Origin of the sequence: Rhodosalinus sp. (genome assembly GCF_046542825.1) — a bacterium.
GTDB lineage: Bacteria > Pseudomonadota > Alphaproteobacteria > Rhodobacterales > Rhodobacteraceae > Rhodosalinus.
This window is the reverse complement of sequence record NZ_JBKHAQ010000017.1, coordinates 1-13,251: the sequence shown is the minus strand read 5'-3', so window position 1 is coordinate 13,251 and position 13,251 is coordinate 1. Positions and strand designations below refer to the sequence as shown.

Genomic DNA, 13,251 nt, shown 5'->3' with positions numbered 1-13,251 from the left:
AAGCGCCTGCCGGCTTGACACCGCCCGCGGGGGCGGCGACCCCTTGCGCAGGCGGTTCTGGAAGGGGCGGAGATGGCCGAGACGAAGACGATCCTGAGGGCACTGGCGGGCGAGAGCCAGGCGGTGCCGCCGATCTGGATGATGCGGCAGGCCGGGCGCTATCTGCCCGAATACCGCGCGACGCGGGCGCAGGCCGGCGATTTCCTGTCGCTCTGTTACAATCCGGAACTGGCGGCCGAGGTCACGCTGCAGCCGATCCGCCGCTACGGCTTCGACGCCGCGATCCTCTTCGCCGACATCCTGCTGCTGCCGCAGGCGCTGGGCGCGGAGCTGTGGTTCGTCACCGGCGAGGGGCCGCGGCTGTCGACGCTGACGACCGAGGCCGAGTTCGAGGCACTCAAGCCCGCGGAGGCCGTGCACGAGACGCTGAACCCGGTCTACGAGACGGTGCGCATCCTGTCGCGCGATCTGCCGGCAGAGACCACGCTCATCGGCTTTGCCGGTGCGCCCTGGACGGTGGCGACCTACATGGTGGCCGGGCGCGGCACGCCGGACCAGGGGCCGGCGCACAAGCTCAAGGACGAGAACCCGGCGCTTTTCGACAGGCTGATCGCGCGGCTTGAGGAGGGCACCGTCGAATACCTCTCGCGCCAGGTCGAGGCGGGCGCCGAGGTGGTCAAGATCTTCGACAGCTGGGCAGGCTCGCTCAGGGGGGCGGATTTCGACCGCTACGCGCTGGAGCCCTGCCGCCGGATCACCGCGGCGCTGAAAGCGCGGCATCCGGGGCTGCCGGTGATCGGCTTTCCGCGTGGCGCGGGGGAACGCTACGAGGGTTTCGCACAGGCCACGGGCGTCGATTGCGTGGCGCTCGACGACGGGGTCACGCCCGAATGGGCGGCGGAGCATGTGCAAAAGGACGGCTGCGTGCAGGGCAACCTCGCCGCGTCGCACATGGTCACGGGGGGCCAGGCGCTGGTCGAGGAGACGCGGCGCATCGTGCGCGCCTTTTCTGGCGGGCCGCATATCTTCAACCTCGGCCACGGGATCACACCGGATGCGGACCCCGACAACGTGCAGCGGATGATCGACACGGTGCGCGGCGGTTGAGCCGAAAATCTTTCGATCGAAAGATTTTCTCCCGTCGCGCCACCGCGCGGCGAATTTTCGAACGAAAATTCGCCGCGCTCAGTAATCGCGCTCGAAGAAGACGCCGAGGCTCGAATCGCCCTCGTTCGACACGCCGCCCCGCACCGTGACGCTGCGTGTCAGATCGAGGTTGAGATTGACCTCCGACCGGCCGCCGGACTCCACCGTCACGTCGGTATAGACGTTTTCGGAGAGATACTTGCCGACCCGCAGCGCCGCGCCGCCGTCCTCGCCCTGCGTGATGTCGAGGTCGTCCAGGCCGAGGCCGGTGCGCAGCCCGGCAAGCGCGCCGTTGCCGCGGCCGGTCAGCGTGGCGACGCCGTTTGCGAGTTGGACGAGCTGCAGCGCGGAGAGGTCTTCGATGCTGCGCTCGAAGAGGAGCTGCGCCAGCACCTCGTCCTCGGGCAGCGGCGGGGAGGAGGCGAAGCTCACCTGCGGATCGTTTGCCTGCCCCTCGACGATGATCGACACCTGCACCTCGTCGCGCTCCGTCGTGACGACGAGCCGCAGGTAAGGGTTGAAATCGCCCTCGATCCGCACGACCCCCTCGCTGAGCTGGAAGCGCTGGCCCAGCAGGTCGAGCCGCCCGCGGACCAGTTCGAAGCCGCCCTGCGGGATCGGGTTTGCCGTCGTGCCGGTGATCCTGAGGGTGCCGCCCAGTTCCGCGTCGAGCCCGCGGCCGCGCACGAAGATCTGCGAGGGGGCGCTGATCGTGATGTCGAGCGGGTAGGGCCGCGCGGGGGGGCCGCCGCCGCCGTTCTGACCCGCGGGCGTGCCCTCGGCTGTGAGACCGGCGTAGCTCAGCGTGCGGCGCACCGCGGGCGGCGGCGCGACGTGGCGGACATCGGGCAGGGCGCCCAGCGTCGAGACCGTGCTGGAGGGCACCCGGATCTCGGCGCGCGGAAGCGAGAGATCGCCGGTGATCAGGGCACCGCCGGCGAGCGGCCCGCTGACCGAGATCGTCCCGTTGACCGACGTCTCGTAGAGTTGCGGGTCGCGCAGCACCACGCCGACGATGCGCATGCCGATGTCACCCTGAAAGGGCGCCGACAGCGCGAGCGAACCGCTGGCCGAGATCCTGCCGCCATCCCCGGATCGCGTGGTGACGTCGAGCGTGGCGCGCCCGCGGTCGAGGGTGACGCTGCCGTCGATCGCCTCGAAGGTCAGGCGCAGCGTCGGTGCCGTCAGACGCGCGCCCTGCGTGGTGATCTGTCCGGAGACGGACGATAACTGCGGGGGGCCGGCAACGCGCAGGTCGAAGCGCGCGGTGCCTTCGATCCGCCGCGGGGTGAGCGCCACGTTGGCAAGGCCCAGCGGTGCGTTGCCCCGAAGCGAGAGGTCGAGGCGGAAGTCGTTCGCGACCAGCCCCTCGATTCGCGCGGCGGTGCCGCCGGGACCGGTGGCGTCGGCCGCCACGCGCCAACCGTTCGACACGGCTTGCGCCGTGCCCTCCAGCGTGGCGGGACCGGAGAAATCCGGCGCCAGCGTGCCGACGTCTGCCAGCCGCAGGCTGTAGTCCACCGCATTGTCGTCGCCCGATGCCCGGGCGGTCAGGTTCGGATTGTCGATCCTGAGCCGCGGCACGGTCAGGCGCCCCTCGGCGTTGCGCCGGGCCTCGACGGACAGCGTGGTGCTGCCGCCCAGGAGTCCGTCGAGTGCCGGATCGCCAAGGCTTGTCCCCCGAAGCCTGCCGTCGGCCGCGATGTCGAAGGTTCCCGCAACCGGGGCGGCGGTGCCGGAGGCGGTCAGCGTCGCGCCGCCCTGCAGGCGCCGCCCGGCAAGGCCGGAGAAGCGCGCAAGGTCCGGGGCGTCCAGCCGCAGGTCGAAGCGCGCCTGCGGCGCGTCGAACGGCGGCGCAAGCGTGACCCTGCCGTCCAGCGATGCCCCCTGCGAGGCGAGCGAGAGGTCCGACAGCGTCAGGCCCCGCGTCTCGGCATAGTCGACGCGCGTGGAAAGCCGCAGGTTCTCGCCCAGGGCTGCGGCGATGTCGGGATCCTGCGCATCGATCTCTGCCGCGCTCAGCGAAAGCTGGCCGGCGGCCGCCTCGGGCAGGGCGGCCCCCTCGGCGAAGGAGAGTGTCCCGCTCCCGTCAAGCCGGAGCACGCCCGCGGAATAGCCGCCGCTCCAGTCGGGGGAGCTGAGGGTGGCCTCGGCGCGCCAGGTGCCGTCCGCCTCGTCGAAGCCCAGGTCGAGCCGCGCGCCCTCCAGCGCGAGCGTGCCTTGCCGGCCGAGCGGGATGAACGCCTGCGCGTCGGGCGGGCTGGTCAGCGTGCCTTGCACGGCGAGCGATGCGAGTGTCGGCCCGTCGAGCACCGCGCGCCCCGACAGCCGCGCGCGGCCCGCGCCTTCGCCCGCGGGCGAGAGTAGGCTGAGGTCCTTGAGTTCCACGCCATAGGTGATGCGGCTGCCCGCGGTGGCGGCCTCTCCCTCTGCCTCTGCGGCGATGCCCGGCGTGTCGATTGCCAGCCGTTGCAGAGAGAGCCCCGTCTCGTCGCGCCGCGCGGCAAGGTCGAGCGTGCTCTGCCCGGCAATCAGGCGGTCCACCGTCGGCTCGCCGATGGCAAGGTCGAGGCCCGTGCCGGCGATCCGCAGGTCGAATGCGCCCGACAGCGGCGTCACGGTTCCGTCGATCGTGACATTCGCGGCGCCGCCGAGGTCACGGCCCGCAAGCGGCCCGAACCGCGAGATGTCCTGCGCCGCGAGTGCCGCGTCGAGGTCCGCTTCGAAGCCCGCCGAGAGGCCCGAGAGCCGCACGTCGCCGGTCAGCCCGTAGGTCGCGCCGTCGAGGTCCAGATCCGTGATGCGCAGCGGGCCGCCGCCGGTATAGGCCACCTGTGCCGCGGCGCTCAGTTCGGACCCGAGCGCGGCCGCGACTTCGGCGTCGTCCAGCCGCAGCCCCGCCGCCGCCATGCGCAGGTCGGCCTGCAATTCGCCCGGCGTGCCGTTCTGCGGCGGTTGCAGGGTGCCGCTGCCCTGCAGCCGCAGGTCATCCGCGCCGGAGCCCGGGCTGTCGAACTCGACCACGTCGAGGCTGCCCTGCCAGGCGTCGCCTTCGGCGATATCGTAATCGAAGCCGAGCGCGGCGCTCGCGATCCGCGTGTCGCCCTCGCCTACCGGCAGGATCACGGGGCCGCCGTCCGGCGCTTCGATACGTCCGTCGATCCGGGCTGCCCTCGGCCAGCCGTCGGGGCCAAGGGTCGCCTGGCCGTCCAGCTGGATGGAGCGCGCGTTCAGCGTCAGGTCGGCCAGTTCCAGATCCCCCTCCGGCAGGCGCCGCGCCAGCGCCGCGATCCGCACCTCATCGCCGAAGAAGCCGCGCAGTTCGGGGGCGAAGAGCGCGGTCAGATCGCCCGAGAGATCGAGCGCGGCCTGCCAGGCGCCCGGTTCCGTCTCTGCAGTCTCCGGGCCGCGCAGCGTGATGCCGCCGGTCAGCCGCTCTTCTCCGTCGCTTGCCAGGCGGATGTCGATGTCGAGCGACTCGACCGCGCCGGAGCCCTCCGCCGCCAGCACCAGCGGCGGCGCGCCGGGGATGCCGAGGCGCGAGGCCACGATGCCGTCCGCGCCCTCGTCGAAGACGAAGGAGACATCCGCGGTGCCCGGCCCTGCGGCATAGGTCGCGTCGAGCGCGATCACCCCGCGCTGGCCGTCGGTGCGCTCGGCGCGCAAATCCACCGCCGCGTCGCCGCCGCCGCGCTGCAGGCTCGCGCTGCCCTCGAGCGTCAGGGTCGTCGCCTCTCCCAGCACCGGGGCGCCCAGCACGACCTCTTCGGCCGCTATGCTGCCGATCTGGATCGAGACCGGCAACTCCGGCACCTGGAACGGGGTCGCCTCGGGCCTGGGCAGCTCGATGTCGTCGTCCGCTGCTTCCGCTTCCGGCAGGCGCGGCATCTCGATCCGGCCGGCGGCGAAGGTGTTCACGGTGAGCTGGCCGCGCAGAAGCGCCGCGCGGTTCCAGTCCAGCACGATGTCCTCGGCGGTGAACCACACGCCCTGCGCATCGGCGATGGTCATTCGCTCGATCGTGGCGCGGCTTGACAGGGCGCCCTCGAAGCCCGTGATCTGCACGTCGCGGCCCGCGCCGGAAAGCGACTCCTGCAACAGCCGGGTCAGGCGCCCCGGATCGTCGTCCTGAGCGCGAAGATCCTGCGGAAGGGCAAGCGCGATCAGCGTCAGGGCGCAGAGAAGAATGGCGTTCAGCGCGCGCATCAGAAGGCCTGCCCGATCCCGATGTAGAAGAAAAGTTCCTCGCCCGCGTCGTCGCCCGAGGCCGGCGTCGCGATGTCGAGCCGCAGCGGACCCAGCCCGGTGTCGTAGCGCAGTCCCAGTCCCGCGCCCGCATGGCTGGGGCTGTCGGCGTCCGGGAAGGCATCGCGCCCGATGGTCCCGTGGTCGTAGAACCCGACGACGCTGATGTTGTCCGTGACCCGCGTGCGCAGCTCGGCCGAGACGCCGACGAAGGATCGCCCGCCCGACAGGTCGCTGCTCGAGGGCACGGAGATACCCAGCGACTGGTAATCCTGTCCGCGCACCGTGCCTCCGCCGCCGGAAAAGAACAGATCCTGCGGCAGCGCCTCGCGCAGATCGGGGCCCAGCACGGAGCCCAGTTGCAGCCGCCCCGCCAGCACGACGCGGTCGTCTGCACCGAAGGCGCGGTAGGCCCGCATGTCGGTACTCAGGCGCAGCCCCGATGTCCCGCCGCCCAGCGCCGCGAAGGGGAGCGCCGTTCCGGCGAGGTAATAGCCGCTGGTTGCATTCAGTTCGTCGTCGCGGCGATCGTGTTCCGCGCTGAGTGGCAGGATGAAATGCGTATAGCTTGCCCGTCCGAAGGCGGTGCGCACGTCGGCATAGCGGAAGCCCGCGCCGCCGTAGACCTCGAGCCGGTCGGTCAAGATCCGGTCCAGGCCCACGACGAACTCGGCCGAATCGCTGCTGAACTGCGGTTCTTCGAGGCGTTCCAGTTCAAAATGCATCAGAAGGTTGCTGTCCGGCACCGGCGTGCCGGGGCGCCGGAATTCCGCGCGCAGGCGATAGTCGATGCCCTCGGCGCCGCCGTCGATGCCGGACAGCTCGCCCTCGATCCGGAACCGCTCGGCCCCTCCCAGAAGGTTGCGATGCAGCCAGTAGGCCGAGAGCGTCGCGCCCTCGACCGAGCTCAGCTCCGCGCCGAAGCCGATGCGGCGCGGCGGCGCCTCCTGCACGGTGGCCGCGATATCCAGCGTGTCGTTCCGGTTCGGCGTCTCCGCCTCGCGCAGGGCAACCGCCGCAAACGTCTCGGTCCGGCGCAGGCGCCGGGTGGCGCGCTCCACCTCTTCGGGGTGAAAGATGCGGCCCGACGGCAGGCCCGCGATGGCGCGGATGCGTTCGGTCCGCACCGCTTCGTTGCCGGTGACCAGCAGGCGTCCGAAGCGCAGCCGCGGGCCGGGGTCGACGGCGATGGCCACGTCGAGTTCCCGCGCCGCGTGGTCCGCCACCACCGAATCGCGCGCGATTCGCGCCTTGGCGAAGCCGATCTCGCGCCAGTCGGTGACCGAGGTGTCGATCGCGCGCTGGATGCGCTGGGTGCGGGCGATGGCCCCGGCGCGGAAGCCGTCCGGCGGCGCCGTGCCGGGGGCGAGCGGCCCGATAGCGGCTTGTCCGAAGGTGAAGCGCCGGTTCGGCGCGACGCGATAGACGATCGAATTGACCGTGTCCGGCCCGGCCACCGGCGACAACTGCGCCGCCTCGCGGCCATCGACGAGGATCGAGACCGTCGCGCCGAAATATCCCTCGTCATAGAGGACGGTGAGAATGCGCCGATAGTCGGCCTGCGCGGCAGCCAGCAGGTCCTGCGCCGTGGGCTCGTCGGTCTGGATCAGTTCGTGGCTGAGCAACGCGCGCCTGACCTTGCCGCGCAGGTCGTCGCCGGCGCCGGGGATCTCGAGATCGACCTCCGCCGCGAACGCCCCCGCGGTCGCCAGGCCGACCACGAGGATCGTTGCGATTGTCAGGCCGCGCCTGGCGGCGGCGAGCATGAGCACGGTGTCCTTGGCCCCCTGTTCGTCGGCGACTGTGCGGGATTCGCCGGGTGGCGGCAACCACGCCCGACACTCCTGCGGCGGTCATCTGCCCTGCCGTTGCGCGGTCAGGACACCCGCGAGACGACGTAAAGCGCGAGCGCGTCCAGCACATCGCGCAATTCGTGTTCGGGCATCCCGTCCAGGGCGCGGCGCGCACGGTCGGACCAGCCGCGCGCCTCGGCGCGCGTGGCCTCCAGCGTGCCGTGCCGCTCCATCAGGGCCAGCGCATGCTCGAGGTCGCCCTCGCGCTGGTCGCCGCGCTCGATCGTGCGGACCCAGAAGGCGCGCTCGTCGTCGTCGGCCGCGGCCACCGCCTTGATCACCGGCATGGTCAGCTTGCGCTCGCGGAAGTCGTCGCCGACGTTCTTGCCAGTGGCGCCCGCCTCTCCATGCCAGTCGAGCAGGTCGTCGGCCATCTGGAAGGCGATGCCCAGCGCATCGCCGTAGTCGAACATCGCGCGCTGCGCTTTCCCATCGGCGCCCGCGATCAGCGAGCCCGACTCGGTGGCGGCGGAAAACAGCGCCGCCGTCTTGCCGCGGACCACCTGCAGGTAGATGTCTTCGGTGGTCGCCAGATTCTGTGCGGCGGTCAGCTGAAGCACCTCGCCTTCCGCGATCGTCGCCGCGGCGTTCGACAGGATGTCGAGCACGCGGAGCGAGCCGGTCTCGACCATCAGCTGGAAGGACCGGGCAAAGAGATAATCGCCAACCAGCACGCTGGACTTGTTGTCCCAGAGCAGGTTCGCCGTGGGGCGGCCCCGGCGCTGGCGGCTTTCGTCCACGACGTCGTCGTGGAGCAGGGTGGCGGTATGGATGAATTCGACCGTCGCGGCCAGAAGGAGGTGGTCCTCGCCTTCGTAGCCGAACATGCGGGCCGCGGCGAGCGTCAGCATCGGGCGCAGGCGCTTCCCGCCCGCCTCGACCAGATGCGCGGTGACTTCGGGGATGCGCGGCGCATGCCGCGAGGTCATGCGCATGCGGATCAGCGCGTTGACCCGCTCCATGTCGTCCGCCAGCAGCGCCGAAAGGCGGTCCTGCGGCTTTCGCGCGGCTTGGTCCAGGCTCATCACTCCCCCGTGTCGGGACTCGACAGCGCGGGCCCCCTCGGCCTAACTGCCCCCCATGAAAGAGCTTCTGCGGACCAACGACATCGCGCTGATCGCCTATGTGCAGGCGCTCCTTGGGTCGGAGGATATAGAGGTGTTCGAGTTCGACGTAAACATGAGCGTTCTCGAGGGCTCCATCGGCATATTGCCGCGCCGGCTGATGGTGCGGACCTCCGACCATTTTCGCGCCGCCGCGATCCTGCGCGAGGCCGAGATCCCGCTGCCGGGCGAGGACTGATGCAGACCACCGAGGACGCGTTCCTTGGTGGCCGGCTTGTCGTGACGCAGCCCGCGCGCGGCTACCGCGCGGGGCTCGATCCCCTGCTGATGGCGGCGGCCGTGCCGGCGCGGACGGGGCAGAGCGGGCTGGAACTGGGCTGTGGGGTCGGCGTGGCCTCTCTGGCGCTGGGGCTGCGGGTTCCCGGGCTCGACCTTGCCGCGCTGGAGATTCAGCCCGCGCTGGCCAGGCTCGCGCGGGAGAACGCGGCCCGCAACGGCGTGACGCTCGATGTGGTCGAGGGCGACGTCGCGCGGATGCCCGCGGCGCTGCGCGCGCGCCGCTTCGATCACGTCCTGTTGAACCCGCCCTGGTTCGAGCGGAACGCCTCCGTTCCTGCTGCCGATCCGTCGCGCGAGACCGGGCTGGGCGAGGGGGCACCGCTCGACGTCTGGCTCACCCAGGCCGCCAGGCGGCTCGCGCCGCGCGGCGTATTGACGCTGATCCACCGGGCCGAGCGGGTTCCCGACATCCTGCGCGCGCTGCCGGCCACCGTGGGCGCGCTGGAGCTTCTGCCGCTCCTGCCGCGGGCCGGTCGCGAGGCGCGGCTGGTCCTTTTGCGCGGCCGCGCCGGCGGGCGCGCGCCCTTCCGGCTGCACGCCGGGCTGGTGCTGCACGAAGGCGCGCAGCACCCGGGCGATCGCGAACACTATACCCCGGCCGTTCATGCCGTGCTGCGCGAGGGTGCCGCGCTGGACTTTCCCGCATGAGCCCTAAGCAAATCCTGCGCGGATGGCGTGACAGGGGCTGCCGAATGTGATGGAATGATGACACACCACCACAGGAGGACGTCATGAGCATCGAAGCGCATGTCGCGGAGTTGAAGAGACGGCACAAGGTTCTCTCGGAAGAGGTGGAGGCGGCGCAGCGGTCCCCCGGCACGACGGATCAGCGGATTGCCGAACTGAAGAAGCAGAAGTTGAAACTGAAGGAAGAGATCGAGCGCCTCAGCCAGTAGATCGCTCGACCGGCCCGCGCGGCCCCCGGTGGAGGCACGGGCCGTCCCTGGTGCAGGACGGCCCGTCCGACGTCACGGGAGGGCGATGTCAAGTAAGAGCGATCAGACGAAGAACTGGCCGCCGTTCGCGCTGATGGTGGAGCCGGTGATGAAGCTTGCGTCATCGGAGACGAGGAAGGCCACGCAGCGCGCGATTTCTTCAGGTTCGCCCAGCCGGCCCACCGGGATCTGGCCGATGATCGCCTCGCGCACCTTCTCGGGCACCGCCATCACCATCTCGGTGGCGATGTAGCCGGGGCAGACGGCGTTCGCCGTGATGCCGAAGCGCGCGCCTTCCTGCGCGAGGCTCTTGATGATGCCCAGATCGCCCGCCTTTGTCGCGGCATAGTTGGTCTGGCCGAACTGGCCCTTCTGCCCGTTGATGGAGGAGATCACCACCACGCGGCCGAACTTGCGCTCGCGCATCCCCGGCCAGACCGGGTGTATGGTGTTGAAGACGCCCGTCAGGTTGGTATCCACCACCTCTTTCCACTGCTCCGGCGTCATCTTGTGGAAGGGCGCATCGCGGGTGATGCCGGCGTTGGCGACGACCACGTCGATGGGGCCAAGCTCTGCCTCGACCTTCGCGAGCCCCTCTTTCGACGCGTCGTAGTCCGCCACGTTCCACTTGTAGGTCTTGATGCCGGTCTCGTCGGTGAAGGCCTTCGCCTTCTCGTCGTTGCCGGCATAGGTCGCGGCCACCTCGTATCCGTCGGCCTTCAGCCGCTTCGAGATCGCTTCGCCGATCCCGCGGCTGCCTCCGGTGACGAGTGCAACTCTGGCCATGTCGTTCCTCCTGTCTGAAAATCCACGTTGAAAGATTGCGTAGCCTTTGTGGGCGGTGCGCGCAACATTATTGCGCGAGGAATTCCGTTTGCGCCAAGGGTCAAGAAAAAGGGGCGCCGCAGCGCCCCTTCGGTGTCCTTGCCCTGCGCGCCTCAGCCGCGCTCCACGCACATGGCGACGCCCATGCCGCCGCCGATGCAGAGCGTGGCAAGCCCGCGCTTCGCGCCGCGGCGCTTGAGCTCGAAGAGAAGCGTGTTGAGCACGCGCGCACCGGAAGCGCCGATGGGGTGGCCGATGGCGATGGCGCCGCCGTTCACGTTCACGATCTCGGGGTTCCAGCCCATGTCCTTGTTGACCGCGCAGGCCTGCGCCGCGAAGGCCTCGTTCGCCTCGACGAGGTCGAGATCCTCGGGCTTCCATCCCGCCTTTTCCAGCGCCTTGCGGCTGGCGTTCACCGGCCCCATGCCCATGATCGAGGGATCGAGTCCCGCCGTGGCGTAGGAGACGATGCGCGCCAGAGGCTCTATGCCGCGGCGCTCGGCCTCTTCGGCCGTCATCAGCAGCACGCCGGCCGCGCCGTCGTTGATGCCCGAGGCATTGGCGGCGGTCACGCTGCCGTCCTTGGCAAAGGCCGGGCGCAGTTTCTGCATGTTCTCGATGGTGGCGCCGTGGCGGATGTATTCGTCCGCCTCCACGACCGTCTCGCCCTTGCGGTGCCTGACGGTGACCGGCACGATCTCGTCCTGGAAGCGGCCGGCCTTCTGCGCGGCCTCGGCCTTGTTCTGGCTGGCGAGTGCGAACTCGTCCTGCTGCTCGCGGCTGATCTGCCATTTCTCGGCGACGTTCTCGGCGGTCTGGCCCATGTGGTAGCCGTTGAAGGCGTCCCAGAGGCCGTCGCGGATCATCGTGTCGATGTAGGTGACATCGCCCATCTTGTGACCGGCGCGCAGGTGCGCGGCATGGGGCGCGAGGCTCATGTTCTCCTGTCCGCCGGCGCAGACGATGGCGGCGTCGCCCAGCTGGATGTGCTGCGCGCCAAGCGCCACCGCGCGCAGGCCCGAGCCGCAGACCTGATTGATGCTCCAGGCGGCGGATTCGATGGGAAGGCCGGCGTTCACATGCGCCTGGCGGGCGGGGTTCATGCCCTGCGCGGCGGTCAGCACCTGGCCCAGGATCGTCTCGCTGACCTCGGCCTTCTCGATGCCCGCGCGCGCGACGAGCGCCTCGAGCACGGTCTTGCCGAGCTCTTGGGCCGGCAGGCTCGCGAAGGAGCCGTTGAAGCTGCCCACCGGGGTCCGGGCGGCCGAGGCGATTACGACGTTGGTCATGCTGATCCTCCAGGCTGCAGGCGCGGTCGCGGGTCGGGCGCCGCTGTCGCTCAGATGCATAGAGCATCGCCGTCCGCGCGGCAACGCGTGACCGGCGGCATTGGCGTCGGCAAGGCGCTTGGGAGCGCCTTGGGCGCGCGGCGCCGAGGCCGGCGGCAGATAGGTGCGGACTGCCCGGCCGCGGCCGGTTGCCGGGCCGCGGCGCCGGCGGGCCGCGGGAAGCGCGGCCTCGCGGCAGTGACGGGCGGCACCGGGCGGTCCGGGCGGCGGCAAGCGGCTTCGAAGCCGCTTGCAAGGCGCTTCCAAGCGCCTTGCGCCGGGCTTCATCCGGCGGCGCGTCGCGTCTCTGACCAGGGCGGCCGCGTGGTGGCCGCCGCAAAATGATGTCCCTGCAGGCAGTCGACCTCCAGCCTGCGCAGCTGCTCCGCCTCGGCGGCGCGTTCCACCTGCTGCGCGACGGTCAGCATGTCGAACTGTCGCGCGATCTCGACGATGGCACGGGTCAGCACCTGGTTGTCGGCATCGTCATCGATGCCGCGCACGAATTGCGCGTCGATCTTGAGCACGTCGAAGCTGAAGCTCTTGAGGTGCCGCAGCGCGGTGTAGCCGGCGCCGAAGTTGTCCAGCGCGAAGGCGATGCCGCGGCGCTGCAGGTCGGTCATGAAGCTTGCCACGACCTCGGGCATCAGCATCGCCGAGCTTTCGGTGATCTCCAGGATCAGCCGCTCGCCCAGCGTGGCGTCGCGCGCCAGCGCCCGGTCGAGCGTCGCGCGCCAGCGCCGGTAGCCGATCGAACGCGCGGACATGTTCACGGCGAGCCGCAGGTCCGGTGCGCGCGCGAGCGCGCGCAGCCCCTTTTCCAGCGCAAGGCAGTCGATCAGGCGGCCGGTCTCCGTCTCCTCGATCGCGTGGATGAAATCGCGGGCGGGGATGATTCGCCCGGTTTCGTCCAGCACGCGCGCGAGTCCCTCCCAGAAGGCGGTGCGCGACGGCTCCGCCGCGACGACGACGGGTTGATAGGCCAGCAGCACCTGTCTGTGGCGCACCGCCTCCTCGACCATCCGGAGCGTTGCGCTGTCGCGCGCGGCGACGGCGATCTCCAGCGGGCTTGCGGGCTCGGCCGCGGGATCATGGGGGGGCATCGGCATCTCCCTCGGTGGCGCGTGCAATCCTGCCGCGCCCGGCCTAATGCGCGGTTAAGCCGGCCGCGGTTGACACCCCGCGCGGGCCGTGTATACGGCGCGCTTCATTGGTGTTGGCGGCCCCCGCAAGGGGATGCCTGTCGGCCCGGTGCCCGGACTGCCGGGCACCGGGCAGAGGACAACGCCCTTCCATGGCCGCCGGGGGCGTGCCCGTCAGGGTGCCCCGCGCGGCCGCGACAGCGAAGGAGATCAGACGGTGACCAAACGCACCACTGCCAAGTACAAGATCGACCGCCGCATGGGCGAGAACATCTGGGGTCGTCCCAAGAGCCCCGTGAACCGCCGCGAATACGGGCCGGGCCAGCACGGCCAGCGCCGCAAGGGCAAGATGTCCGATTTCGGCCTGCAGCTGC

At 70.6% G+C, this 13,251-nt stretch carries 10 protein-coding genes and 1 pseudogene; 5 read left to right on the top strand and 6 right to left on the bottom strand.

The annotated features are described in order from the left end of the window. Positions 1-72: 72 nt before the first annotated feature. Positions 73-1,107 carry a uroporphyrinogen decarboxylase gene (hemE, locus tag ACLFOB_RS03970; RefSeq protein WP_410924993.1) on the top strand — a complete coding sequence of 345 codons (1,035 nt, stop codon included), beginning with the start codon at positions 73-75 and terminating at the stop codon, positions 1,105-1,107. 78 nt (positions 1,108-1,185) lie between these two features. On the opposite strand, the gene ACLFOB_RS03965 is transcribed toward hemE, so the two are convergent. The 3 genes from ACLFOB_RS03965 to ACLFOB_RS03955 all read right to left on the bottom strand — a co-directional run bounded on the left by ACLFOB_RS03965 (position 1,186) and on the right by ACLFOB_RS03955 (position 8,269). Next, positions 1,186-5,352, bottom strand: a complete 4,167-nt coding sequence (locus ACLFOB_RS03965) for a translocation/assembly module TamB domain-containing protein (protein WP_410924991.1) — start codon at positions 5,350-5,352, stop codon at positions 1,186-1,188. After that, positions 5,352-7,157, bottom strand: coding sequence for an autotransporter assembly complex protein TamA (locus ACLFOB_RS03960; protein WP_410917275.1), 1,806 nt, complete (start codon positions 7,155-7,157; stop codon positions 5,352-5,354). The genes ACLFOB_RS03965 and ACLFOB_RS03960 overlap by 1 nt, the downstream gene beginning before the upstream one ends. Positions 7,158-7,267: 110 nt before the next feature. Continuing rightward, positions 7,268-8,269 (bottom strand): polyprenyl synthetase family protein, encoded by a 1,002-nt coding sequence (locus ACLFOB_RS03955; protein ID WP_410917276.1) that lies wholly within the window; start codon positions 8,267-8,269, stop codon positions 7,268-7,270. A gap of 55 nt (positions 8,270-8,324) precedes the next feature. Here ACLFOB_RS03955 and ACLFOB_RS03950 point away from each other — a divergent pair, with 55 nt between their 5' ends. The 3 genes from ACLFOB_RS03950 to ACLFOB_RS03940 all read left to right on the top strand — a co-directional run bounded on the left by ACLFOB_RS03950 (position 8,325) and on the right by ACLFOB_RS03940 (position 9,543). Continuing rightward, positions 8,325-8,546, top strand: coding sequence for a DUF2007 domain-containing protein (locus ACLFOB_RS03950; RefSeq protein ID WP_410917277.1), 222 nt, complete (start codon positions 8,325-8,327; stop codon positions 8,544-8,546). Then, positions 8,546-9,295 (top strand): tRNA1(Val) (adenine(37)-N6)-methyltransferase, encoded by a 750-nt coding sequence (locus ACLFOB_RS03945; protein WP_410924989.1) that lies wholly within the window; start codon positions 8,546-8,548, stop codon positions 9,293-9,295. The genes ACLFOB_RS03950 and ACLFOB_RS03945 overlap by 1 nt, the downstream gene beginning before the upstream one ends. 83 nt (positions 9,296-9,378) lie before the next feature. Then, positions 9,379-9,543, top strand: coding sequence for a DUF465 domain-containing protein (locus tag ACLFOB_RS03940; RefSeq protein WP_410924987.1), 165 nt, complete (start codon positions 9,379-9,381; stop codon positions 9,541-9,543). 102 nt (positions 9,544-9,645) lie between these two features. Here the strand turns inward: ACLFOB_RS03940 and phbB are convergent, their stop codons facing one another. From phbB to ACLFOB_RS03925, 3 genes are all read right to left on the bottom strand, one after another. Then, positions 9,646-10,368 carry an acetoacetyl-CoA reductase gene (gene phbB, locus ACLFOB_RS03935; RefSeq protein WP_410924985.1) on the bottom strand — a complete coding sequence of 241 codons (723 nt, stop codon included), beginning with the start codon at positions 10,366-10,368 and terminating at the stop codon, positions 9,646-9,648. A gap of 152 nt (positions 10,369-10,520) precedes the next feature. After that, positions 10,521-11,696: an acetyl-CoA C-acetyltransferase gene (locus tag ACLFOB_RS03930; protein ID WP_410924983.1), complete on the bottom strand. Its 1,176-nt coding sequence runs from the start codon at positions 11,694-11,696 to the stop codon at positions 10,521-10,523. A gap of 323 nt (positions 11,697-12,019) precedes the next feature. Then, a complete protein-coding gene (locus ACLFOB_RS03925) occupies positions 12,020-12,838 on the bottom strand; it encodes an EAL domain-containing protein (RefSeq protein ID WP_410917697.1) in 819 nt (272 codons plus the stop codon). Positions 12,839-13,094: 256 nt separating this feature from the next. On the opposite strand from ACLFOB_RS03925, the pseudogene ACLFOB_RS03920 reads away from it, so the two are divergent. Beyond that, a pseudogene (locus ACLFOB_RS03920) lies at positions 13,095-13,251 on the top strand (30S ribosomal protein S4); the annotation flags it as partial.